The following is a 22,606-nucleotide window of genomic DNA, read 5'->3' as shown; positions in this document are numbered from 1 at the left end:
CCGACACCACCCCGCCCGGCTGGGGACGGTGGCTGCTGGCACGTCGCTCGCTGACCCGCAACAGCAAGGGCGACTACGAGATCGCCTACTACTTGTGTTGCGCCCCAACAGGAACGACCGATGAGGACCTCATCCGGGTGGCCGGGGCACGGTGGGCGATCGAGGACTGTTTCCAGACCGCCAAGACCGAAGTCGGCCTGGACCACTATCAGGTCCGCCGCTACGACGCCTGGTACCGACACATCACCCTCGCGATGCTTGCCCACACCTACCTGGCCATCACCGCGGTGATCGCCCCAAAAGCCCTGGCAACGGCCTCATCCCAATCACGCTGGGCGAGGTCAAGCGTCTCCTGGCACACCTGATCACCACCCTGCCCGACCGTGTCGTGACCTGGGCCTGGTCGCACTGGCGCCGACGTCACCAATACCGCGCCCGACAAGCCCACTACCAGCGCAGACAGACCAAAAACTACGAAGTGCGGCTGGAGTACTAGCAGGGGGCGAATCGGTGCCTGTCAAATTGTTCGATCATCAACGTAGGCTGCGGTGCATGGTGGGGGTTGGACGCTTTGAGCGGGTGTTGCTCGTTTGCGGGGCGATCGGCGCAGTGCTGTTCGTCGTGCTGTTCGTGGTGGACGGTGCATTGCGGGTGGACTACAGCCCGCTTCGGCATCCGGTGAGCGCCCTGTCGATCGGGGAGTCCGGTTGGATGCAGGCGGCGAACTTCATCGTCACCGGCCTGCTGTTCCTCGCGTGCGCTGTCGGGCTGCGGCCCGCGCTGCGGCGGCTCGGTGGTGGACCCTGGGTGCCGGTGCTGATCGGGCTGGTGGGCGTCGGGCTGATCGGTGCCGGGTTCTTCGCGACGGACCCGATCAGCGGCTACCCGCTGGGTACGCCGCCGGTGTCCCCAGTGCGAACCACTCACGGTGTGTTGCACGACCTCTTCTCGACACCGGTGTTCACGGCGCTGCCCGCAGCTTCCTGCGTGGTCGGCTACCGTCTCGCCCGCACCGGTCATCGGGCTTGGGCTGCCTACTCGATCGGCACGGCGGTCGTGTTCCTGATCGGTTTCGTGCTGGCCGGCGTCGGGTTCGCCCAGAATCCGGTGCTCATGCCGGTCGGCGGACTCCTCCAACGCCTGACTCTCGTCGTCGGATTCGGCTGGCTCGCAGCCCTCGCGATCTCCCTCCCGCGCTTCCCGGAGCGACCGGACCCTGTGGCCGGTCCCCGCGCGTGATGCGGGGTGCCGGTTTCGCGGGGAACGACAACGATGCCGGGTGATCGGCAAATTCCCCCGGGCAGCTAGGCGAGGCGGGGCGGGAAGCCGCCGGTGGCGATCGGGCCCCAGCGTTCGATGTGGATGCGGATCAGGGACTTGTTCTGCCGGGCCATCGCCTCCCGGTACTCGTCCCAGTCCGGGTGCTCGCCGGAGATGCAGCGGAAGTACTCGATGAGCCCGTCGAGCGCCGCGGGCATGTCCAGCACCTCGGCGCGGCCGTCGACCTGCACGTACGGCCCGTTCCACTCGTCGGAGAGCACGCAGATCGACACCTGCGGATCGCGGCGGGCGTTGCGGGTCTTGGCCCGCTCCGGATAGGTCGACACCACAATCCGGCCCTCGTCGTCGACCCCGCACGTGAGCGGGGACATCTGCGGGCCGCCGTCGGAACGGTTGGTGACCAGCAGGCCCCGGTGCCGGGGCCGCAGGAACTCCAGCAGGGCATCGCGGTCGACTCGATCGGCGCGGGCGATCGCCATTGGACTTGCTCCCTGAGTTCTGGTGGTTTGGCGGGCCACCAGCGTAGTGGCCGCGCCCGAGAGTCGCCGAACAGTCCGAAGGGGAGGCGCCGGGAGCGACGGCCCGGTGCGCGGCCGCCCCGGTCATGCCTGCCGAAGGTTCCGTGGTGGCGTGCTCGGTGTCGGGCGTCCGGCCGGTGGGCATCCGGCGGTCGGGTTCGTGATGCGGCCGGTGGGCGCGGCGGTGCTCGGTGCTTACGCCGACCGGAACGGCCGCAAGAAGGGCCTGACGCTGACCATCGGCCTGATGGCCGGCTCGTCATTCGTGATCGCCCTGACGCCGAACTACGACACGATCGGCCTCTTCGCCTCGGTCATCCTGCTTGTGGCGCGACTGGTGCAGGGCTTCTCGGCCGATGGCGAGTTCGGCTTGTCCTCGGCGTTCCTGGTGGCGGCCACCACACCCGGTCGGCGGGCGTTCGCCGTTTCGTGGCAGCAGGTTTCGGTCGGCGGCTGCACGCTGATGCTGCGGGTGTCGGTCGAGGACACCGAGTCGCACCGCCACCACTCGCCGTAGCGCACCAGGTACAGTGATTGGTCGCTTCTCATCCAGCGTTGATTCGGACTTGGGGGTCTGGTGAACGAGCGTGTCGCAGTGCAGGTCGATTCGTCCAACGTCGAGCAGCTTCGCGCCTGGGACGGTGCCCAGGGTGACCACTGGACCGCCCGTGCCGACCGCATCGACGAAGGCGTCGCCCGCTACCGCGACCAATTCCTCGACGCGGCGGAGATAGGTCCAGCTTCGAACGTGCTGGACATCGGGTGCGGGACCGGGCAGACGACCCGGGACGCCGCCCGCCGAGCGGCCACCGGCGCTGCGCTGGGCGTTGACCTCTCCTCACAGATGGTCGAACTCGCCCGCGCGCGGGCGGAGCGGGAGCAGGTGGCGAATGCGACCTTCCTGCAGGCAGACGCCCAGATCCACGAGTTCCCCGAGGCGCACTTCGACGTCGCCATCAGCCGGCACGGCGTGATGTTCTTCGGCGATCCCGCAGCGGCTTTCGAGAACGTCGTGCGCGCCATTCGCCGGGGCGGTCGAATGGTCCTGCTGGTCTGGCAACCCATCGAGCGCAACGAGTGGATCAGTGCCTTCCGGACGGCGCTGGCCGCCGGTCGGGATCTGCCGGAGCCGCCGCCGTTCTCCTTCGGCGACCCCGACCGGGTGCGGACGCTGCTGACCTCGACGGGGCTCTCCGACGTTCGGTTGCGCGGTCTCAACGAGCCGATGTACTTCGGCCGCGACGTCGACGACGCCTGCGATTTCGTCTCCGGCCAGTTCGCCGGCCTGCTCGACAGCCTCGATGCGGATGGCAGGGAACGAGCTCTCGACGACCTGCGGGCGAGCATGACCGAGCACTCCACCGATCGCGGTGTGCTCTACGACTCGGCCAACTGGCTGGTCGAGGCGCAGCGACGCTGACCGCACGAAGGACACCTCCAGTCCACACGTCGGAATCGGCGACGAGTGGACTGGATGCGGCGCGGGTCGCGGATTTGGTGAGTGAGCTGCGGTTGGCGCAGTCCACATCGCCGCGCTGATGATCGTTGTCGTGGCGGTGAAGGAAGGCTGTGAAGCCTGGGATGGCGAACACTGCTGCTGACGCCATAGCACAAGAGAGCCGACCCCAACGTCCAATGGTGGCTATCGGAGTGCGCAGTCGGCCGGCAGGCCGCAGGGGCAGGAGCCCGGGCAGAGCAACGCGTGTGTGTCTGTTTGCTCAGCGGTTCTCCTGGATGTGGTGCGCCTCCGGGCTTTGGTCGGTTGTGACCGCTTCGACCCGCACGTGCAGGCGGCCGGTTTGCCGGGGGACGTACTGGTACACGCTGTTTCCTTGGCACAGTGCGTCCAGGGTGGTGACGAAGGCGTAGTCGATGTGCCGGTCGTCGCCTACGCGCCCGATGCCCGTTTCGGTATCGAGCGACCGGACCGCGCTCGGGTGTGCGTGTCTGCGGGCATGGAGGCGATCCAGTTGGCAGCGTCTTCAGGTGCGGGGAGCACGGTGCGAGGCTTTCCGGTCAGCCGTTGTGCCCGGGTGGTGCAGTAGACGGCCGTGCTGCCGTAGATTTCGGCGTAGCCGTGCCAGATGCATGTCTTTCTTGCGCCATGCATCTGGGTCCAGTACCTGTGAAAATCCTTGTGCTGCAACGTCATCACCCGCTTTCTCCAGCAGGTTTTGGCCGGTCGGTGCTTTACGGGGGATCCGCACCGGCCGTCCTGCGCCGTCGCTGTCCTGGGAGGGTTTTCAGCGGCAGCGAGGTTGGGGCATGCTTTCCCCGCTTTCGCTAGGCAGTCGGGGCACCGGTCACGGAAGGTGGTGGGCTGGCCCGGTTCGGCCCACATCACCGGTGCGCCACACGCGCCGTGTGCGTCCCCGTGCTCAGCGCACCGCCCTCGTCGAGACCATTCGCAGAACCCTGGTGCGCTGAGCGGCCCGGACCGCGGGTGTGGTCGATCCTGGAATCGATGAGTTTCCACCGCCGGGGCTGTCTACAGCGATGACGCGGTCGGGTGGATCGGCCGCGCGGACGGGAGGGCGTCATGTCGAGTCACATCCTGGACGTGCCCGGAGCACGCCTGCACTACGAAACCGTCGGTTCGGGGCCGGTCCTGGCCGTGATCGGCCTACCCATGACCGGCTCCGGGTTCGCTCGCCTCGTGGCGCTGCTCGCCGCCGACTACACGGTGGTGACGTACGACCCGCGTGGCTTTGGGTGCAGCACGATCGAGGACCCGGAGCTGGATGTGACGCCCGAACTGACAGCCGACGACGTCCGCCGCGTGCTGGAGGCCGTCACCGATGAGCCGGCCCTGGTTTTCGGCAGCAGCGGTGGTGCCGTCACCGGTCTTGCGCTCGCCGCCCTGCACCCGGAGCGGGTTCGGACGCTCGTCGCCCACGAGCCCCCGGTGATCGAGATGCTGCCGGATGCCGAACAGGTCCGCGCCCAGGTTCGGGACGTGTACGACACGTACCTGGCCGCGGGCGCTGATGCGGCGTTCGGGAAGTTCATGGTCATGGCCGGGTTCGAAGTGCCGGAGCCCGATCCGGCGTCGCCGCCCGCACCACCGTCTGAACAGGATCAGGCCGACGGCGAGCGGATGCTTGCGCACAGCCTGCTGCCCGTCACCAGCTACCGCCCCGGCATCGCGGCTTTGAAGGCCGCACCCTCCAGGGTCGTGATCGCCGGCGGCGCGACGTCGGACGGTCAGCTGGCGCACCGAACGGCCAGTGCGCTCGCCGATGCGCTGGGCGGTCCACTGGTCGAATTCCCCGGCGGTCACGGTGGTTTCCTGGAGCCGGGCGACGGCCCGGAGGCTTTCGCGCGCGTGCTTTGCCAAGTCCTCGCCGAGGACGCCTGACGACCAGGGATCATCACGCCTGCCGGTAGCCGGTGGGGCCCAAGTACCGGTGGTCGTGCTCGGATTCGGCCCCGAGCACGTGCCCCGCGGGCGCGTCGGAGGTCGTGACCGAGTACAGGTGGGTGTCCTGCGCATCGCTGCGGACATCCGGCGTGTTTCCGGCGGGCGCATGCTGCTGGAGTTCGGCATCACCGCAGCGACCGAATCCTGACGCGGGACGGCGGGGCGAGTCGACGTACGCTTCAGCTGCGCCCTGCTCGTGGTGGGTCGGGACGCTGACCGGTGTGGTTCTCCCGGGTGCACGGTTGGTTGCCGGAGTACCGGTGGAGGCTTTTGGAAACGGCTGGGTCGTGGTATGGCGAGTGAAAACCGGTATGTCCAGCTCGGGCTGATCGCCGCCGTGCAGGTGCTGGCCATGTCGATGTGGTTCTCCGCTTCCGCGGTCGTGCCGGCGTTGCGTGGCGCTTGGGACATCAGCGACATGCAGGCCGTCTGGCTGACCGCGTCAGTGCAGGTCGGGTTCGTCGTCGGCGCGGTCGTTTCGGCGGCACTCAACCTGCCCGACCGGTTCCCACCCCAGCTGGTGGCCGCCTGTTCCGCGCTCGGCGCGGCGGCCGCGACGGTCTCGGTACCGCTGTTCGCCGACGGATTCGGCCCGGCGGTGCTGTGCCGGTTGTGCACGGGGTTCTTCCTCGCCGGGGTCTACCCGGTCGGTATGAAGCTCATGGCCTCGTGGTTCGGTGCCGCAGGGCGCGGGCTCGCGCTCGGCGTGCTCATCGGCGCACTCACCGTCGGCTCGGCGCTGCCGCACCTGATCAAGGGGCTCGGCAGCCTGCCCTGGCAGGGAGTGCTCGTCACCGCAGCCGCCATCGGGGTAGGGGCCGCAGTGCTGGTGGCGACGCTCGTGCGACCGGGACCGCACCTGTCGCGCGGCGGCGCGCAACACCGGCCGAGATACGCGCTGGAGATGTTCCGGGAACGCGGCCCGAGACTGGCGAACCTCGGTTACTTCGGCCACATGTGGGAGCTGTACGCGCTGTGGACGTGGCTGCCCGCCTTCGTGACCGCGAGCACCGCCAGCGGGGATGCGACCGTCGGGCTGGTCTCGTTCGTGGCCATCGGCATAGCCGGGGTGGTCGGCTGCCTGCTGGGCGGATGGGGAGCCGACCGCTTCGGGCGGGCGCCCGCCGCCGGGGTGGCCCTCGTCGTCAGCGGCGCGTGCTGCCTGCTGTCGCCGCTGCTGTTCGGCGCGCCGTGGCCGCTGCTCATGGTGCTGCTCGTGGTCTGGGGCGCCGCCGTGATCGCCGACTCCGGGGTGTTCTCCACGGCGCTCAGCGAGGTCGCCGACTCCCGCTACATCGGCACCGCGTTAACCGCGCAGACCGCGATCGGGTTCCTGCTCACGATCAACTTCGTACCGGTGCTCGCCGCGCTCGTCGGCTGGCGCTACGCCTTCCTCGTGCTCGCGCCGGGACCGATCCTCGGCGCACTGGCCATGCGAGCCCTGGGCGGCCGGACCGCCCGGCGAGCGCGGACGTCATGAGCACATGCACCGTGCCACCGCTGGCTCGGTGGTGCTCACCACCGGGGCCTGAGCCCGTCAGGCCGCGCCAGTGCCCGAGTGCCCGGGAGGCGTTCCCGGCGGGTGCTCGTACGTGACGGGCTTCGGAGCCGTCGAGGTGATCCCGAGGCGCCGGGCACGCCGGTCGATCCACCACGTGTAGACCACGGTGATGAGCGTGCTCGGCAAGACCTCCCACACGTCGTAGGAGCCGCCCTGGTCCAGGCTCGGCACCCCGTGGGGCGCGGCGGCCAGGGCAAAGGTGAGGTTGTTCGCCACGTGCAGGGCGATCGCCGCCTCCAGCCCTCCGGTGCGGATGGTCAGCCAGCACATGGCCATCGCGAAGACGAAGAGGTCGACCACCACGAGCGGATCGGTGTAGTCGTGCAGCACGACGAACAGCAACGAGCTGGCCACCGCACCGGGCCACGGCGTGCGGGTCCAGGACGCGAAGGTCTGCACGAGCCAGCCGCGGCAGACGTATTCCTCGGTGGCGGCCTGCACAGGGATGACCGCCACCGAGATGGCGACCACCGCCAGGAACGTTAGCCACCCCGGCCACAACGCGGCGTCCCATCCGTTGAGGACGAGGTCGACGGCGGTGACGAGGACGAAGCCCAGGAAGGCCCACCTGGCGCAGTAGCCCATCCACCGCCACCGCAGTCGTCCCTCCACACTGGACAACGTGCCCACCGGTCGGCGCTGCGTCGTCCTCGCGATCAGGAGGAGGACGGGCAGGGCGACGGCGATGGAGACGAAGCCTAACGCGAAGTTCCACAACGGATTCGCGAAGCCCAGCTCCGCATCCATCCCGACGCCCACCGCGAAGGCCAGGACCACGGTGGCGCCGTAGACCAGCAGCATCAACGCCATCGCGAGCACGGGGAACAGCAGAAGTCCCACCAGCGGTCGCCACCAGCGGTGCGCAGCGCTGCGCGCGAGCAGGTGGTACGGAGTGCCCGGGCGGTGGGCCCCGGCCGTGACGGCCGATTCCCCTTGGAGGTGCATGTCGGTCCCTTCGGTGTAATCGTCGTGGCCCCGCTCGGGAACCCGCCGCTCGCCAGGCGTGTGCCGATCGTCTTCGTCGCGTGGCCGATCGTCCATCAATGAAACGTGACGAGTGGGCCACCGGCTTTGGTCGGCGGGCATCCGCGTCGAGTTCGAGCTGCAAGTGCAATGCGCGTGTGACGATTACGTGACCGTGGCCCCGAAAACAGTAGGTAGTCAGGTGGTGTGGGTGCTGGGAATCGGGGGAGAACGGCGACCTGACGCGATGCAGGGCTGATGGTCGATTCGGAGCGCGTGTGCTCCTCTGGCGCTGGGCCTTCGCGCCATCGTCCTCAGTGGACGTTGGTCAGCGGACCTCGTCTGGTTCGGGCGTCGAGCCAGGCCGGACCTCGTCTGGTTCGGGCGTCGAGGCAGGCCGGTCGTGTGGCTCCTGGCGGAACACCCACCAGCGGGAGGCCGTGTAGGTGAACAGCGCTACGCACGCCCCGGCGGACAGCCTGGCCAGCCGGAAGTCGACGCCCAGCGCGGAAACCCCCGTTGTCACGGCAATGGTGAGCCCGTAGTCGCAGACGACGACCATCGCGTAGCGGAGGACCTGGCCGCCGACCGGGGCGTGCGACCGGAAGTTGACCGTTCGGTTGAGCACGAAGTTCAGCCCGAAGGCGAACACGTACGACACGGTCACGGCGACCGGCAGCGGCAGCGGGGTCCAAGCGCGCAGCGACGCCAGGATGGCGAGGTCGATCAGGAAGGTGAACGCGCCCAGGATCGCGAAGCCGACGAGTTCGCGGGAGACCACGCGGCGAAGCCAGGACGGGAGCCGGTCGACCCACGAGGTGAGCAGGTCGCCGACCCGCTCGGCCGCGCGCGTCCTGGTCGTCGTGGCCTGCTCTTCCATCCTCACCCCAGCGCACCAATCACATTCGGGCAGCAGCCGACACCGCCATCGGCGGAGTCGCTGGCTCGCCCATCCTATGGAAGCCCCCCGGCACCAGGTCGTGCTCGCGGACCGGCGGGCGACATCTTCTCGCCCGTTGTTCAGGGATTGTTCGACTTCCGTTCCGCCGTCGTATCCAATCGGCCCGCGAACGTCCACAGCGGATCCGGTCGATCGGCGGCGATCTCGGTCAGATGACCATCCAAGCCGGGACCGGCAGGGACTGAAGGTAGACGAGCACGCACATCAGCGCCAAGATACCGATGCTCCACGGCAGCACCCGGCGGAAAATGTCGCCTTTCCGGCCCGCCATGCGGACCGCCCCGGCGGCGATGGCCAGGTTCTGTGGTGAGATCATCTTGCCGAGCACGCCCCCGGAGCCGTTGGCGGTGGCAAGCAGCGGATCGATGCCCGCTCTTCGTGGCCGCCACCCGCAACACCCCGGACAGCAAGTTCGACGATGGCAGCGAACCGGTCCAGCAGGCCGAGGATGAGCAGGGGACCGCAGAGAATTCGAACACGCTGTCGAGGTAGGCGAACCCCGGGGCGGGCAGGGCAGTCTTGACGAAGCGTCCGGGCCGCCCCAGCCCGCCGGGCTGCCAGAACTTCAGAATTCTCTCGGTCAGGAAGTTCGAGCCCACCACGAAGTGGACCGGCACGACGGCCTTGGCGCGGTGGTACCGAGCAACCGCATCCCGAGACTCCTGGTCGCGGATGTCGTTGTCATGCGGGCGGTGTCCCGCACTCCGAGTCGCCCTGCGAGGTCAGCTGTCGCCGGTTCCACCCGTTCCCGAGCGCCTCCACAGTGGACTCATGCCGGGCCGGGCGTCCGCCGCCGTTGTGGTTGGATCACGGGCAGGTGCTCGCGCACGAGCAAACCGCTGAGCACCACGATCCACAGCGCGGTCAGCCCACCGGGCAGGTAGGTGGCCAGCACGCCGCCGGGAGCGATCGCGCCGGCTCCGCCGAGGACGGTGAGCGCGCCGAGGATCCGGATGACGGCGACGAATCCGGAAAACCACGCCGCCCATTGCGGGAGAACCCCGGTCCGCGCGATGGCGGCGGCGCATGCCGCCAGCGGCAGGGCGACGGCCATTCCCGCGAGCGTGGTCACGACGGCCACGGCGCTGTAGGGCGCGGAGGCGAGACCGATCAGCATGGGATGCGCGGTCAACGCGTAGGCCGCACCGCCGAGGATCGATGCCCCGAGGAACCCGATGGTGCCGGTGAGCACGAAGCCTGCCAGCATGACCGCGGGGGCGTCGCTGTTCGGATCGGGCAGCCTGAACGCGGTGGCGAGCGTGGCGCCGAACCACACGAACAAGGCCACCGCGGCGGCGTAGAGCACGGCCGCGGCCATGATCACGTCGCGCGAGTTGGTCAGGTACAAGGCGATGGTGTCGCTGGAGGCGGTGATCCTGGGAGCGCCGCGGAGCAGGGTGCCCGCCACGACGGCGAGCACGAGCGAAGCGAGGCCGGCCAGCCCGCCCCAGCGCATCTCGTGGCCTTCACTCATCGATTCCTCCCGGCGACCTCGTTGAACGGGATGTTCGTCGAGCTTTGCGGGCGGAGGGCATGCAGTCATGCGGCCGAAGGTCCTCTTTTACCACCGCCGTTGCGCCTCACCACGAACGCCGCCCACACGGCTCCCACGAGCAACTCGCGTCCGGTGACCATCTCCCCTTGCAGCCGGCGTGCGGGCCGCGCGAGGGTCGGAGGACCCCGTTGGCTCATGGCTGAGAGGTGACGACGGCCATGACGGGTCTGCGCACCGATCTGTACGAACTCAGGATGGCGGCCAGCTATCTGCGCCGGGACATGACAGCCCCGGCGACCTTCAGCTTGTTCGCGCGGAAACTCCCGCGTGAACGCGGTTTTCTCGTAGCGGCCGGACTCGCCGACTGCCTGGACTTCCTGGCGCGGCTGCATTTCAGCGCCGACGACCTGACGTACCTCGGCGACGTCGTGCACCTGAAGGACAGCGACCTGGCGGCGTTGGCGGAGCTGCGCTTCACCGGTGACGTGTGGGCCGTGCCCGAAGGGCGGGTGGTCTTCGCCGGTGAGCCCTTCCTGGAAGTGACGGCGCCGCTGCCGCAGGCGCAGCTGGTTGAGACGGCGCTGCTGAATTTCGTGACGTTCCAGTCGTCGGTGGCGGCCAAGGCGGCGCGGTGCCGGATCGCCGCACCGCAGGCGGACCTGGTCGATTTCGCCGCCCGCCGAACCCACGGTCTGGAGGCCGCCCGGGCGGTCGCTCGTGCCTCGGCCATCGCTGGATTCGCGGGCACCAGCTACGTGGCCGCCGCACGCGAGTTCGGACTGGTGGCCGCTGGCACGATGGCGCACTCCTACGTCGAAGCGTTCCCCGACGAGCGCACCGCGTTCCGGGCGTTCGCCGCCGATTTCCCGGATGCCACGGTGTTCCTGGTCGACACCTATGACACCCTGCGCGGCGTGCGCACGGCGATTGAGGTCGCCAAGGACCTGCCGGCCGGTAGCCGGATAGGAATCAGGCTGGACTCCGGCGACCTCGGCGGCCTGGCGGTGCAAGCGCGCCAGCTGCTCGACGACGCCGGGCTGACCAGCGCTCGGATCATGGCCAGCGGCGGGCTCGACGAACACGCGCTCGCGGAACTCGCCACGGTGCCGATCGACCTGTTCGGCGTGGGCACCCGCATGGGGGTGTCCGCTGACGCGCCGTCCCTGGACAGCGCCTACAAGCTGGTCGAGTACGGCGGAGCGCCGGTGATGAAGCTGTCCGCGGGCAAGCTGACCGCACCCGGTGCCAAGCAGGTCTACCGCGGCGAACCCGGCCAACCCGATCTGCTCGCGCTGCGCTCCGAAGCGTCCCCAGCTGGGCGCGAGCCGCTCCTGCAGCCCGTCATGTGCGGTGGCGTGCGGGCCGCTCAGCCGGAGCCGGTCCAGACCGCGCAGCGCCGGTTCGCGCGCGACCTGCGGTGGCTACCCGAATCGGCTCGCCTGCTCACCGGCCCCACACCGGTGGACGTGCTCTCGACGCAGGTACTGGTGCGGTCCGCCGAAGCCGTCCGGCACCGACTCGAACAGGCACTGTGAACACCGCCGGTCAGCGGGAGTGCGGTTGGCCGGGATACCACCAGTTCGACGGCGGGGCTTTCCGGTTCGCTTCGCGTTCAACGGCTGCGGGCAGGGCGACTTCGAGACCGTGGGCCACGACGGTCCTGCTGATGTCCGACGGCGACACGATGCCCACCAACCTGCTGTCGTCGAAGACCAGGATGCGGCCGTCGGTGGACTCGGACAGCCGGGGCAGGACCGCTGCCAGGGGCTCGTCCGGTGCCGCGGTGGGCACGCGGTCCATCGGGCAGGCGGCGTCGCGCAGCGCGGTCGTCGGTCGGTCGTGCGCGGCTAGGGAGCGGACGCGGCGGAGGGAGACCAATCCGCCGACGCTGCCGTCCTCGCGCAGCACCGGGAAGCTGGCGTGCCCGCGTTCGCTGCCCAGCAGATCGCCGACCGTCAGCCGGCCGTCCACCGCCTCGACCGGATGCGACATCACATCCCGCACCCGCACTCCGGCGAGGGCCAACCCCACGCGGGCTTGGCGCTCCTCGGCGAAGGCCACGTTCGTGATGAACAACCCCAGCAGGACCCACCACAGTCCGGCGGCCCCCTGAGTGATCAACTGCGCGAATCCGGCGGCGATGAGCAGGTAGCCGAGCCCGAGCCCGGCGCGCGCCGACCACACGGCCGCCTTGAACCGGTCCCCGCGCCACCGCCACAGCGCCGCGCGCAGCACGCGGCCACCGTCCAGCGGAGCCGCCGGAACGAGGTTGAACACCGCCAGCACGAGGTTCAGCAGAGCCAGGTAGGTCAGCACCCCGACGATCAGGTCGCTCGCATCCGACCGGGCCGCGCCCCAGGCCAGCGCGCCGAAGATCACGCCCACGGCCGCGCTGGTTGCCGGCCCGACGATAGATATGCGCAGGTCAGCGCCGGGGCTGCGCGCTTCGCCCCGCAGCCGGGCGATACCGCCCAGCAGCCACAGCGTGATGCCCTCGACGGCGACGCCGTTGCGGAGGGCCACGATCGCGTGCGCGAGTTCGTGCGCCAGCAGCGAGCAGACCAGGAGGACCGCGGCGGCGACCCCGGCCAGCGCGTAGGCGAACGAAGAGTGCCCGGGAAACGCCAGCGGCAGCTGGTAGACGGCCAATCCGGCGGCGACCAGGACGACGATGCCGAGCACGCTCCAGTGCAGGCCGATCCGTATCCCAGCTAATCGCCCCACCGGGACCGTTCCGCGCATGACCGCACCCCGCAACCTGCCGGATTCAGCCTTTCCTCCAGTGTGCCTCCCCGGCGACCGCCCGGTGACGGTGACTTCCGGCAGGAGGCTTGCCCGCGGGCATCACGGCGGGTCGCGGACAGGACAGTGTGGACTGGCACCGGGATCTGCCCATATCGCCCAGACGTACGAGGCGCATGGCGCAACGATTCCGGGACGAGCCGATGCCGGTGCGGTCACTCGCCGCCTTTCTGGATGTACGAGCGCACGAACTCGGCGGCGTTCTCCTCGAGGACGTCGTCGATTTCGTCCAACATGGCATCGGTGGTGTCGTCGAGCTCGTCGCGCCGGTCCTGGCCGCTGGTCGTCGGCTCAGGTGCCTCGTCTTCGGACCGTTCATGCCGCTTGGGTCTCTCCTGGCGCATCCGGTGCCTCCCTGCGGTCGTCGCGCGTGCCCACCACCCGCGTTCGGTGCTACCGGCGAACCTGAAGCCCGCTGAGGAAGAGGGTCGCGAGCGCGAACAACACCCGCTAGGGCCGATGGGCCCATCGGCACCTACGCCGGGCCACCCACCGATGCGACCAGCGCCGCTGCTGACGCAGAAAGGCCCCGGTCGCCGTGCGGCGGCCGGGGCCGGGGCTCCTCGCGCGTTGGGTCGAGCTCGCGCGGGAGCCGTCAGTTCTTGGGGTCGTCGCGCTGCTTGTCGTCGACCTGCTGCGGGCTGGGCTTACCGGGTTCCAGCTTGTCCTGCCCCTGGTCGGTGGCGGACTTCTCGTCTTCCTTCAAGCCGCGCGCCTCGGCCTTGAGCACGCGGGCGGACTGGCCGAGCGAGCGGGCCATCTGCGGCAGCTTCGCCGATCCGAACAGCAGCAGGACCGCGGCGAGCACGATCAGCCAGTGCCAGGCACTGAGCGAACCCATGAGTGCACTTCCATTCGCTGTCGTGGACACCTGAGCCCTGCGACGATGCCGTCGGCTGAGCTGGCGACCGGAGCGGGGATCCGCGGCGTACCGGCCCCGTGAGATCAGGTGACCCGTCGTTTCTCAACAGGGTGCAGTGTATACCCGATCCCGGCCGGTCCCAGGATCCCGCTCGATACCTGACCAGGACAAATCCGCGATCTTGATCTTGCTCCGGCGGCGCCGGGCATCTTCCGCGCCGACCCGGAGGTCCGGTTCGAGCGGCCGGGGAGTCGTGCGGTTCACAGGCCGGTGTTCGACGCCGAACAGCCGAGTCGTGATGGCGCGACCGACGAGTAGCGCTGGTAGGACGGGCTCGTCCGGCGAATGCACCCGCATCTGCGCCGAGTCGAGTCCACCCACAGTGGTCGGCATCGGGGCAGGCCGGATTCCGCTGGTGGCACGGCGATCCGCCGCGACAGCGACGACGGACGGACCGGAGATGAAGATCTCCTGCCCGCCGATTCGTCGACGGATCCACTGTGGATGATCTAACGACACCCCGGGGAGTGAGCCTGGAAAGGGGGCATCGCCAGCATTTTCATATCACCTTTTTCGGTGTCCAGGGATGAAACCCGGACGAAGTGGGTGAAATTGCCCACCGTGCAACGACTTCCGGCGTCCTCCAGCGATTTTCTTGCTCCGGGGGGATTCCGGTCGTGATCGTTGCCCCGGTTCGGCGCCGGGGGCGTCCACGGCGCCGGGTGGCCTGGCCGTGGCAGCTGGCGCTCGTCGGGGAGACGAGGAGGTTCGGGTCGCCTTTGGTCCCCGCGACTCCTACGTGTCGATTCCCGGCGGCTTCGGCCAGCACAAGATCAACTCAGCGACGGTCGTGGCAAGGCCATCAAGGTCACCCCCGCAAGGTGCAGATGACCATCCGGCGGGTCAACGACGGCTTGCCCACCCCGGCACTCCGGCTGGACGGCGCCGCGTACGCAAGCGCCCGCGACACCGAGCGGGGGCGCCAACACCGCTGGTGGCGTGCCTTGCGCAACTGATGTGCGAGGCGGCCCGTCGCGGACGCGGGTGTACCGTGACTGCGACGGTCCTTCTGCGGAGAAGGTCAGCATGAGCTTGGAACACCTCGCCGTCCTGCTGCTCGCAGGCTTGTTCATCCTCGGCCCGGAGAAGCTGCCCGAGGCCGCCGCGTGGGCGGGCCGGACGATGCGGCAGGTGCGCGGGTTCGCCGCAGATGCGCAGCAGCAGCTCCGGTCGGAACTGGGCGACGAGTACCGCGATCTGCGCGAGCCCCTGCGGCAGCTCAACGAGCTGCGCGGCCTCGACCCGCGGCGCGCGGTCGCGAACTACCTGCTCGACGACGCTCGCCCCACCACAACCCTCGCCGGCCAGCCGACGAATCCCGCGGCGAATTCCGTTGAACGGCCTGATTTCCTGCGCCCGGGCGAGCGGCCGCCCTTCGACGTCGAGGCCACCTGAGAGTCGATGCCACAGCCCGCAACGCGCCACCGCCCGAACGACTGGTGACAGAACTTCCACAACTTCCGATACGCGCGCAAGCGAGACTGTGCGCCAGATCGTGGGGGAGGATCACCCACCGTCCGGTCGAGAGGCCGGGGTCACAGTGAGGTGATGATGCGGAAGTTGAAAGTCGGACTGGCGGTGCTGGGTGCCGCGCTTCTGGTGCTGCTGGTGCCTCCCCTGGTCGGTTCGGGAGGCGACGAGCCGGGCACGCAGATCCGCGGCCTGCGGGTCATGGTGCCCAACACGCCGGGTGGTGGTTACGACATCACCGCGCGCACGGCGGTCAAGGCGATCGAGGACGCCGGCCTCAACGGTCCGGCCGAGGTGTTCAACCTGCCCGGTGCGGGCGGCACGGTCGGCTTGGGCCGGTTGGTCAACGAGGCCGGCAACGGCGCGCTGGTGATGTCGATGGGCCTAGGCGTGGTGGGCTCGGTGTACACCAACCACTCACCGGTGTCGCTGAACGACACCACGCCGATCGCGAAGCTGACCGAGGAATCCGACGTCATCGTCGTGGCCAAGGACTCCCCGTACCAGAACATCGCCCAGCTGATCGAGGCGTGGAAGGCCAACCCCGGCGCTGTTCCCGTCGGCGGCGGCTCCTCGCCCGGCGGACCGGACCACCTGGCGCCGATGCTGACCGCGAAAGCGATCGGCCTGTCCGCCACGCAGGTCAACTACGTGCCGTTCGATGGTGGCGGCGAACTGATGGCCTCGGTGCTCGGTAACAAGGTCGCCTTCGGCGTCTCCGGGATCGGCGAGACCCGCGACCAGATCGCGGCCGGTGAGCTGCGGGCGCTGGCGGTGACCAGCCCGGAGCGCGTGCCCGGCATCGACGCCCCGACGCTGCAGGAATCCGGTGTGAACGTCAGCTTCACGAACTGGCGCGGCGTCGTCGCACCGCCGGGGATCAGCGAGCAGGAGCGGGCAAAGCTGATCGCGCTGTTCAGCAAGCTGCACACCAGCGAGCAGTGGCAGCAGGCGATGCGGCTCAACGGGTGGACCGACGCCTTCCAGACCGGAGATGACTTCGGGGCGTTCCTGAAGTCCGAGAACGACCGCGTCGCGTCGGTGCTGAAGGAGTTGGGTGCCGCATGAGTTCCACTGTGGACAAGACCGTGGCTCCGGCCGGTTCGGAGCGTGGCGGCTGGTTGCGCGCGCATTCCGAGCTGGGCATCTGCGTGCTGCTGCTCGCGGTGGGCCTGCTTGTGCTCGTCGACGCGGCCCTGATCCCCACCGATTTCGCCCAGCGCGGCCCGGTCGGGCCGAAGGCGGTGCCGGTGGTAGTCGGTTCGCTGCTGTTGCTGGTGTCGGTGCTGCTGGCGCGGGACGTGCTCCGCGGCGGTCGCGGTGAGGCCGAGGCAGGCGAAGACGTCGACCTCGACGCGCCGACCGACTGGCGCACCCTGCTGCTGCTGTCCGGTTTCTTCCTGCTCAACGCGGCACTGATCAACATCATCGGGTTCCCGGCGTCGGCGGCGATCATGTTCTGGGGCGCGGCCTACGCGCTGGGCAGCCGCAATCTCGTGCGGGATCCGCTGATCGCCACTGCCCTCTCGGTGCTGACGTGGCTGACTTTCAACGAACTTCTCGGCGTCCCGCTGCCCGGTGGCCCGCTGATGGGGGTGCTGTAACCGATGGACCTGTCGAACCTCATGGACGGTTTCGCCACCGCCCTGACCCCGCAGCACCTGCTGTTCGCAGCGATCGGCGTGGTACTGGGCACCGCGGTCGGCGTGCTGCCGGGCATCGGCCCGGCGATGGCGGTGGCGCTGCTGCTGCCGGTGACCTACGCGCTGGACCCCACCGGGGCGTTCATCATGTTCGCCGGCATCTACTTCGGCGGGATGTTCGGCGGATCGACCACCTCGATCCTGCTCAACACGCCAGGTGAGAGCGCCGCCGTCGTGGTGGCGATCGAAGGCAACAAGATGGCCAAGAACGGCAGAGGGGCGCAAGCCCTGGCCGCGGCGGCCGTCGGCCACTTCTTCGGCGGCCTGGTCGGCCTCACCCTGCTGGTGCTGCTGGCACCGGTCATCGCTGGATACGCGGTCAACATCGGCGCGCCCGACTACTTCGCGTTCATGGTGCTGGCGTTCGCGGCGACCTCGACCGTGCTGGGCAGTTCGCGGATCCGCGGGTTCGCCTCGCTGCTGATCGGGTTGACCATCGGGCTGATCGGGCTCGACCAGATGAGCGGTCAGGCCCGCCTGACGTTCGGCACCCTGCAGCTGGTCGACGGCATCGACGTGGTGCTCGTCGCGGTCGGGCTCTTCGCCGTCGGCGAGACGCTCTGGGTCGCCGCGCACCTGCGGCACACCCAGGAGAAGCCCATCCCGGTCGGCAGGCCGTGGATGTCCCGGCAGGACCTGCGGCGGGCGTGGAAGCCGTGGCTGCGCGGCCCGCTGATCGGCTTCCCCTTCGGCGCGATCCCGGTCGGTGGGGCGGAGGTGCCCACCTTCCTGTCCTACACCGTCGAGAAGCAGTTGTCCCGGCGGAACGGAGGCTGGGGCAGCAAGGGCGCGATCGAGGGCGTGGCCGGACCGGAGGCGACCTCGCTGTCCAGCGCGGCGGGCACGATGGTCACGATGCTCACCCTCGGGCTGCCGACCACCTCCGTGGCCGCGGTGATGCTGGCGGCGTTCCAGCAGTACGGCATCCAACCCGGCCCGCTGCTGTTCCAGCGCGAGTCGAACCTGGTGTGGGCGCTGATCGCGAGCATGTTCGTCGGTCTGGTGCTGCTGCTGGTGATCAACCTGCCGATGGCGCCGGTGTGGGCCAAGCTGCTGCAGGTGCCGCGGCCGTACCTCTACGCAGGCATCCTGTTCTTCGCCAGCGTCGGGGCCTACGCGGTCGGCGGCCAGCCGGTGGATCTGCTGGTGCTGTTCATCATCGGGGCGATCGGCTTCATGATGCGCCGCTTCGGCCTGCCGGTGCTGCCGGCGATCATCGGAGTGATCCTCGGGCCGGCGGCGGAACTGCAGATGCGCCGAGCGCTGCAGATCAGCGATGGCGACCTGACGGGTCTGGTGAACTCGCCGTTGGCGATCGCGGTCTACGTGATCACGGCGGTCCTGCTCAGCTATCCGTTGTGGAGCCGCTTCGTCCGCCGCTCCCCGAAGCCGACGGAACGGGCAGACCGAGTCGACGCCTGATCACTGGACGGCAAGGGTGTCTTCGGACGGTACAGCCGCCCGAAGACGCCCTTGCCCAGTTCAACGTCCGCGATGACCCGTCTTCGGCCGGAACCAAGGCACCGGATTCAGGGCGTGTGCAAGGTTGAGTTATCCGGTTTAGGTAGTTTCGGGCGGGAAGGCGGGTGGCAGGTTGGCCAGGTGGGGGGCAGGTTGCCCAGGTGGGCGGCAGGTTGCCCAGGTGGTGGACCGTTTCGAAGCCGGCGGCTGTGCCGTTCGGTCGGCGCCAGCGCCATATCCGGTTCGCAGGTTTCCGTCCAGAACAAGGACCTTCCAGGCTGCGGGCCCTGGCACGTCCGTACCCGCCCACGATTTCCATTGAAATTGCGGAGGTTGTCCACAGGCGTCGGCGTGTCGGGGTGCGACACGCCGACGGTCCGCAAGTTCCATTGAAATCGAAGGTTCGATTTCAATGGAACTTGCGGATTCTCTCCGCCGAGGCGGACTCGATGAACGTCTTCGCACCGGCGGTCACCGCCAGCACCGCCAGCACCGGCGGCCACCCCCAGACCCGGCGGTCAACGCCAGCACCGTCAGGGCCGGCAGCACCGCCAGGCCGGCAGCAACCGCAACCCATACAGGATTCCCCGCCCACCGCCTCCAGAGCCCGCCAGAGCCCGTCCACACGACCCCGCAAGGACTCGACTGTGAGGGTGTGCCGGTCAAGCACAACCCGAACCAGGGAAGCCAACAACACAAGAGCGCGGCTCCTGGACAGACCGTCACGGCTTGGACAACCCGATGATCTCCCACCGGAAACCGCGCACTCACCTCGCGTCCCACCTGGACAAAAACCCGCCGCAACCCTCAGATCAACCTTGCACACGCCCTGGCACCGGATTGCCGGTCAGCGCAGCAAGATCTCGGTGGTCCAGCGAGATCATCTCGTGCTGCGGCATTTTCCGGGGAATTGTCGTGAGCCGCATCGCCGTGTCGCGCGCCGAATTGACGCCGAATTGGCACTGAATTGGCACTGAATTGCGAAAACGGCGTCCCGCGCACGCGATCCGCGGGGCCTTCGACTGGAATGCTGTGCGGTCGGCGTGGATTGTCGCCGTCGTCCCGGCTCTTTCCCGACTGTGGTGCGGATTTCGGTCAATCCCCGGGCCGTCGGGCCGTCGGCGTGGGCCCGATATCTTGTTCCGTGGCCACGTCGGGGTCGGTGCCGGGGATGCCGGCAGGTGTGATCAGTCCCAGGAGGACGTTGTGCGGTTCAACGACGATGCGGAGCTGGACGCATCGCAGGTCGAGGAAGTCGGCGGTTCCGGCGGCGGTGGTTTCGGCGGCGGGACCATCGCGGTGGGCGGCGGGGGACTGGCTCTCGTCGGGGCGGTGCTCTACTTCCTGCTCAGCAACTTCGTCGGGGGTGGCGGACAACCGGCGCTGCCACCGCTGAGCCTCGACCAGCTGCCCGTCGGTCAGCAGGCGGACGACCAGCGCCTGGCGCAGGAATGACCGGCGCGGATGCCAACAAACGGGAGGAGTGCGCGCTGGTCGCGTCGATCAACTCGATCCAGGGGTACTGGACCGAGCAGTTCGAGCGTTCCGGCGTGAAGTACCAGGCCGCACCGACGAAGTTCTTCCGCGGCGCGGTGAACACCGCTTGCGGGGGCGCGACCTCCGACGTCGGCCCGTTCTACTGCCCGGCCGACGCCGACGTCTACATCGACCTGGACTTCTTCAAGGAGCTGAAGACGCGGTTCGGTGCCCAGGGCGGCAGCTTCGTGGAGGCATACGTGCTCGCCCACGAGTACGGCCACCATGTGCAGAACCTGCTCGGCATCAATTCGAAGGTCAACCCCCGGCAGACCGGGCCGACCTCCGGGGCGGTGCGCCTCGAGCTGCAGGCCGATTGCTACGCCGGGGTGTGGGCGAATCACGCCACGACGGTGCCAACCCCCTCCGGGAAGCCGCTGATCCAGGAGATCTCCGACGACGACATCCGCCGCGCCGTGGATGCCGCCGGGCGGATCGGCGACGACTACATCCAGGCCAAGCTCGGCGGCGGGCACGTCGATGAGAGCAAGTTCACCCACGGCAGCTCGGCGCAGCGGGAGAAGTGGTTCACCACCGGACTGCGCACCGGAAACCCGAACGCTTGCAACACCTTCGACCCCAAGGTCAGCCTGGGCTGACCCCCGGTGGTGCCGCTCCGGCGCCGGGCGGCACCACCGGAATTCCCGCCCTTTCGGCTCGATCCGAATGATACGAGCGGGTTGCGAATATTCTTCGAAATCTTCCGGTGAATTCTCCGCTGGGGCGAATGCGGACTATGAGCGTTATTCACGTGAGTTACCAGCCGAGTCGATAGAATTCGAGCGCCGTGACGATGCGGATGATGTTGGAGAGTTCAGCGAGCCGCCCTCGGTACCCGGTGGCAAGTATCTTCCAATTCTTTAAATGTGCGATGCATCGCTCGACGGCAGATCGTAGCGATGAGATCGTTTTGTTGTTTTTCTTATCTGCCGCCGAGAGTTCGCCGCCTTTCGGCTTCTTGCGAGGCGTAATCGCGCGAGTTCCCTGATAGGCAGGGTCTCCGATGAATGAGGTCTCGACTAGAAGATCTTCCCAGCCGGACTCGGTGAACGCCTTTCGGTCGTGCATGGATCCGCATAGAGGCGTCGATATTCCCAGCAGACCTCCCTCCGTATCGGCGGCGACCTGGATGTTCAGCCCAGCACGGCGACGTTTGCCGGAGTAGTTGTCCTCGTGACCAGCACGGTTACCGGTCGGCACATCGGTGCCATCGACCAGGACGAGCCGGCCACGAATGGCCTCCTCGAGGTCTGGCACATGCAGACACAACGCCTCTCCGATCAGCGGCAGTATGCCTCGATAGACCCGCGATACGGTCGGCTGACTGACGCCGAACAGATCACCCACGGCCGCCTGGTTTAAATTCTGTCGGACATACACCAGGGTGAGCGTGACCGCGCGATACAGCCCCACCGTCGGAGGCCACACTTGTTCTTTACGGCACTGGACGATCTGCCAGATCCGGGCAACAAGCTCCTCAATCTGGTCAGCAACAAGCCCCGTAGTAGACTGGTAACGCAACGGCTCCACCTGTAAGTCGTGTTCTGTGAGAAGAAAACGATCTTACTCGATTGGGGCCGTTGCCCTATTTTTAGGTGATCAAGTCGCTAGAATAGCGCTCTATGCATGAAATGTCCGGAGTTCTCGTGATCGATATCGGTTCCGGCTGCCCGGGGTTACCTTTTCCCATTCACGTCGCTATTGTTCTCCCGCATGTTCGCTTTCCGAGGGATGACGCCGCAAGATCGTCGCGCCGCGAATCCGGTCCGCAATAGGATCGGGTGGTGGTCGCGATGACCGGCCAGGAGGAGGTGTCGCACCCCGGTTCCGGTGTGCATTCGGTCGAGGGCATCACCGTCGTCGATCCGGGCCTGGTCCGCCGGGCCGTCGCGGCGGCCGTCGGGAATGTGACCGAATGGTTCGATTTCGGCGTTTTCGCCTACCTGGCGACCACGATCGGAAAGGTCTTCTACCCGGAGTCGAGCCCGACCGCCCAGCTGCTGGCGACCTTCGGGACCTTCGCCGCCGCATTCCTGGTGCGCCCCATCGGCGGGATGTTCTTCGGGCCGTTGGGAGACCGGATCGGCCGCACCAAGGTGCTGGCCGCCACGATGATCATGATGGCGGCGGGCACGTTCTGCATCGGCCTGATCCCCAGCCACGACACGCTGGGGCTGGCGGCGCCAATCCTCCTGCTGCTGGCCCGGCTGGTCCAGGGCTTCTCCACCGGCGGTGAGTACGGCGGCGCGATGACGTTCATCGCGGAGTACGCCCCGGACAAGCGGCGTGGATTCCTGGCTCTTGTGATCGATTAGTGGGCGTGTGGCCTGGGGTTGGGTCCGGAAGATGAAGGCACGCCGTCGCTTTGGGCTAGGTTGTTGGTTGCGAGATCAACAAGCTGATCAGGGAGCGAACGACGTGCCGGATGTCAGTGTATGGCGCGCGATGGCGGGTCTGGACGACAGGACCGTGATCGAGCGTGTGGCTTTCGAAGAAGGCCGTCCTGGCCGCA

21 protein-coding genes and 2 pseudogenes are annotated in these 22,606 nt (G+C 68.3%); 14 read left to right on the top strand and 9 right to left on the bottom strand.

Features of this window, described 5'->3' with window-relative positions; genetic code table 11:
* Together SSPN_RS55575 and SSPN_RS0128600 are read left to right on the top strand one after the other, a co-directional pair.
* Positions 1 to 365 (top strand): annotated as a pseudogene (locus SSPN_RS55575) (IS701 family transposase); the annotation flags it as partial.
* A gap of 187 nt (positions 366 to 552) precedes the next feature.
* Positions 553 to 1,239 (top strand): DUF998 domain-containing protein, encoded by a 687-nt coding sequence (locus tag SSPN_RS0128600; protein ID WP_044575053.1) that lies wholly within the window; start codon positions 553 to 555, stop codon positions 1,237 to 1,239.
* Between the two features lie 65 nt (positions 1,240 to 1,304).
* On the opposite strand, the gene SSPN_RS0128595 is transcribed toward SSPN_RS0128600, so the two are convergent.
* Complete coding sequence (locus tag SSPN_RS0128595; protein WP_010311784.1) at positions 1,305 to 1,760, bottom strand: PPOX class F420-dependent oxidoreductase; 456 nt, start codon at positions 1,758 to 1,760, stop codon at positions 1,305 to 1,307.
* A 151-nt stretch (positions 1,761 to 1,911) separates the two neighbouring features.
* Between SSPN_RS0128595 and SSPN_RS0128590 the strand changes: the two genes are divergently transcribed.
* The 4 genes from SSPN_RS0128590 (at position 1,912) to SSPN_RS0128560 (ending at position 6,700) form a co-directional block, all read left to right on the top strand.
* Complete coding sequence (locus SSPN_RS0128590) at positions 1,912 to 2,316, top strand: MFS transporter (protein ID WP_010311783.1); 405 nt, start codon at positions 1,912 to 1,914, stop codon at positions 2,314 to 2,316.
* A gap of 60 nt (positions 2,317 to 2,376) precedes the next feature.
* Positions 2,377 to 3,219 carry a class I SAM-dependent methyltransferase gene (locus SSPN_RS0128585; RefSeq protein WP_029535800.1) on the top strand — a complete coding sequence of 281 codons (843 nt, stop codon included), beginning with the start codon at positions 2,377 to 2,379 and terminating at the stop codon, positions 3,217 to 3,219.
* A gap of 1,119 nt (positions 3,220 to 4,338) precedes the next feature.
* Complete coding sequence (locus SSPN_RS0128570; protein ID WP_044575050.1) at positions 4,339 to 5,157, top strand: alpha/beta fold hydrolase; 819 nt, start codon at positions 4,339 to 4,341, stop codon at positions 5,155 to 5,157.
* A 355-nt stretch (positions 5,158 to 5,512) separates the two neighbouring features.
* Positions 5,513 to 6,700 (top strand): MFS transporter, encoded by a 1,188-nt coding sequence (locus tag SSPN_RS0128560; RefSeq protein WP_010311771.1) that lies wholly within the window; start codon positions 5,513 to 5,515, stop codon positions 6,698 to 6,700.
* Between the two features lie 57 nt (positions 6,701 to 6,757).
* Here the strand turns inward: SSPN_RS0128560 and SSPN_RS46265 are convergent, their stop codons facing one another.
* The 4 genes from SSPN_RS46265 to SSPN_RS0128535 form a co-directional block, all read right to left on the bottom strand.
* The gene (locus tag SSPN_RS46265; protein ID WP_010311768.1) at positions 6,758 to 7,822 is read right to left on the bottom strand and encodes a CPBP family intramembrane glutamic endopeptidase; all 1,065 of its coding nucleotides are present in this window, start codon (positions 7,820 to 7,822) and stop codon (positions 6,758 to 6,760) included.
* Between the two features lie 250 nt (positions 7,823 to 8,072).
* Positions 8,073 to 8,624 carry a GtrA family protein gene (locus SSPN_RS0128550; protein ID WP_010311766.1) on the bottom strand — a complete coding sequence of 184 codons (552 nt, stop codon included), beginning with the start codon at positions 8,622 to 8,624 and terminating at the stop codon, positions 8,073 to 8,075.
* Between the two features lie 229 nt (positions 8,625 to 8,853).
* On the bottom strand, positions 8,854 to 9,021 hold the full coding sequence (locus tag SSPN_RS60480; protein ID WP_237710764.1) for an L-lactate permease: 168 nt from the start codon (positions 9,019 to 9,021) through the stop codon (positions 8,854 to 8,856).
* Positions 9,022 to 9,474: 453 nt separating this feature from the next.
* Entirely contained in the window at positions 9,475 to 10,179 is a 705-nt protein-coding gene (locus SSPN_RS0128535; RefSeq protein ID WP_010311761.1) for a hypothetical protein, read from the bottom strand.
* 239 nt (positions 10,180 to 10,418) lie between these two features.
* On the opposite strand from SSPN_RS0128535, the gene SSPN_RS0128530 reads away from it, so the two are divergent.
* Positions 10,419 to 11,735 (top strand): nicotinate phosphoribosyltransferase, encoded by a 1,317-nt coding sequence (locus SSPN_RS0128530; protein ID WP_010311758.1) that lies wholly within the window; start codon positions 10,419 to 10,421, stop codon positions 11,733 to 11,735.
* A 10-nt stretch (positions 11,736 to 11,745) separates the two neighbouring features.
* Here the strand turns inward: SSPN_RS0128530 and SSPN_RS0128525 are convergent, their stop codons facing one another.
* The 3 genes from SSPN_RS0128525 to tatA all read right to left on the bottom strand — a co-directional run bounded on the left by SSPN_RS0128525 (position 11,746) and on the right by tatA (position 13,843).
* Positions 11,746 to 12,942 carry a site-2 protease family protein gene (locus tag SSPN_RS0128525; RefSeq protein WP_029535799.1) on the bottom strand — a complete coding sequence of 399 codons (1,197 nt, stop codon included), beginning with the start codon at positions 12,940 to 12,942 and terminating at the stop codon, positions 11,746 to 11,748.
* Positions 12,943 to 13,157: 215 nt separating this feature from the next.
* Positions 13,158 to 13,346: a ubiquitin-like protein Pup gene (locus tag SSPN_RS0128520; protein WP_010311753.1), complete on the bottom strand. Its 189-nt coding sequence runs from the start codon at positions 13,344 to 13,346 to the stop codon at positions 13,158 to 13,160.
* Positions 13,347 to 13,597: 251 nt separating this feature from the next.
* Positions 13,598 to 13,843: a Sec-independent protein translocase subunit TatA gene (gene tatA / locus SSPN_RS0128515; protein ID WP_010311751.1), complete on the bottom strand. Its 246-nt coding sequence runs from the start codon at positions 13,841 to 13,843 to the stop codon at positions 13,598 to 13,600.
* Positions 13,844 to 14,751: 908 nt separating this feature from the next.
* Between tatA and SSPN_RS61845 the strand changes: the two genes are divergently transcribed.
* The 6 genes and pseudogenes from SSPN_RS61845 to ypfJ all read left to right on the top strand — a co-directional run bounded on the left by SSPN_RS61845 (position 14,752) and on the right by ypfJ (position 20,693).
* Positions 14,752 to 14,880: a hypothetical protein gene (locus SSPN_RS61845; RefSeq protein WP_010311747.1), complete on the top strand. Its 129-nt coding sequence runs from the start codon at positions 14,752 to 14,754 to the stop codon at positions 14,878 to 14,880.
* A gap of 70 nt (positions 14,881 to 14,950) precedes the next feature.
* A complete protein-coding gene (locus SSPN_RS0128500) occupies positions 14,951 to 15,319 on the top strand; it encodes a twin-arginine translocase TatA/TatE family subunit (RefSeq protein ID WP_010311746.1) in 369 nt (122 codons plus the stop codon).
* A gap of 156 nt (positions 15,320 to 15,475) precedes the next feature.
* Positions 15,476 to 16,462 (top strand): Bug family tripartite tricarboxylate transporter substrate binding protein, encoded by a 987-nt coding sequence (locus SSPN_RS0128495; protein ID WP_029535797.1) that lies wholly within the window; start codon positions 15,476 to 15,478, stop codon positions 16,460 to 16,462.
* A complete protein-coding gene (locus tag SSPN_RS0128490) occupies positions 16,459 to 16,998 on the top strand; it encodes a tripartite tricarboxylate transporter TctB family protein (RefSeq protein WP_010311742.1) in 540 nt (179 codons plus the stop codon). Before SSPN_RS0128495 ends, SSPN_RS0128490 begins: the two co-directional genes overlap by 4 nt.
* 3 nt (positions 16,999 to 17,001) lie before the next feature.
* Positions 17,002 to 18,519 carry a tripartite tricarboxylate transporter permease gene (locus SSPN_RS0128485; protein WP_010311741.1) on the top strand — a complete coding sequence of 506 codons (1,518 nt, stop codon included), beginning with the start codon at positions 17,002 to 17,004 and terminating at the stop codon, positions 18,517 to 18,519.
* Between the two features lie 1,245 nt (positions 18,520 to 19,764).
* A pseudogene (gene ypfJ / locus SSPN_RS46255) lies at positions 19,765 to 20,693 on the top strand (KPN_02809 family neutral zinc metallopeptidase).
* A gap of 157 nt (positions 20,694 to 20,850) precedes the next feature.
* Here ypfJ and SSPN_RS52205 read toward each other — a convergent pair.
* Positions 20,851 to 21,624 carry a transposase family protein gene (locus tag SSPN_RS52205; RefSeq protein WP_237710763.1) on the bottom strand — a complete coding sequence of 258 codons (774 nt, stop codon included), beginning with the start codon at positions 21,622 to 21,624 and terminating at the stop codon, positions 20,851 to 20,853.
* 263 nt (positions 21,625 to 21,887) lie between these two features.
* Between SSPN_RS52205 and SSPN_RS0128465 the strand changes: the two genes are divergently transcribed.
* On the top strand, positions 21,888 to 22,409 hold the full coding sequence (locus SSPN_RS0128465) for an MFS transporter (RefSeq protein WP_044575818.1): 522 nt from the start codon (positions 21,888 to 21,890) through the stop codon (positions 22,407 to 22,409).
* Positions 22,410 to 22,606 lie beyond the last annotated feature (197 nt).

Origin of the sequence: Saccharopolyspora spinosa NRRL 18395, from assembly GCF_000194155.1 — a bacterium.
GTDB classification, from domain to species: Bacteria; Actinomycetota; Actinomycetes; order Mycobacteriales; family Pseudonocardiaceae; genus Saccharopolyspora; species Saccharopolyspora spinosa.
Note: the sequence above shows the minus strand (reverse complement) of the source record. Positions and strands in the feature narration are given on the sequence as shown.